Source organism: Aeromicrobium sp. PFPM2_SD2, assembly GCF_057364525.1.
Genome location: NZ_JBNFNZ010000737.1, coordinates 1 through 709 on the forward strand (window position 1 = coordinate 1; position 709 = coordinate 709).

At 74.8% G+C, this 709-nt stretch carries 1 pseudogene; it reads left to right on the top strand.

The features are described from left to right. Window positions 1–259: 259 nt before the first annotated feature. Window positions 260–709 (top strand): annotated as a pseudogene (locus tag AC2W7G_RS17790) (flavoprotein); the annotation flags it as partial.

Here is a 709-nt window from a genome sequence, read left to right on the forward strand (position 1 = left end):
TCGGATCTCGCTACCGCGTCCCCGACCTGACGACCCGGCCGACGCGCGCGCGGTACGCCGGTCGCCACGTGGTCGTCGCCGGCACCGGCGCGTCGGCCAAGACCGCACTCATCGGTCTCACGCGTCTGCCCGGCACCCGGGTCACCTGGCTGGTCAGGCGCTCGGCCTCGGGGACGCGTTCGGTGGCGGGGAGGCCGACCAGCTCAGCCGGCGCGGTGCGCTCGGCCAGCAGGCGCGGGCGGTCGTCTTCGGCGGCGGGGTGACCACCATGACCGGGTTCCGCAGCGAACGGGTCGAGCGCAGGGACGAGCACCTGACCGTGGTGTCCACCGACGGCAGACGGGTCGAGGACGTGGACGAGGTGGTCGTGCTGACCGGCTTCCGCCCGGACCTGTCCTTCCTGTCCGAGGTGCGGCTCGACCTCGACCCACGGCTGCAGGCACCGCGCGCGCTGGCGCCGCTCATCGACCCGAACGTCCACTCGTGCGGCACCGTCTACCCGCACGGCGTGCGCGAGCTGGAGCAGCCCGAGCGCGGCTTCTTCCTCGCCGGGATGAAGTCGTACGGTCGCGCCCCGTCGTTCCTGGCCCTCACCGGCTTCGAGCAGGCCCGTTCGGTGGCCGCGGCCCTCGCGGGCGACCGGGAGGCGGCCGAGCGGGTCGAGCTCACGCTGCCCGAGACGGGCGTCTGCGGCGGCGCCGGCAGCTTC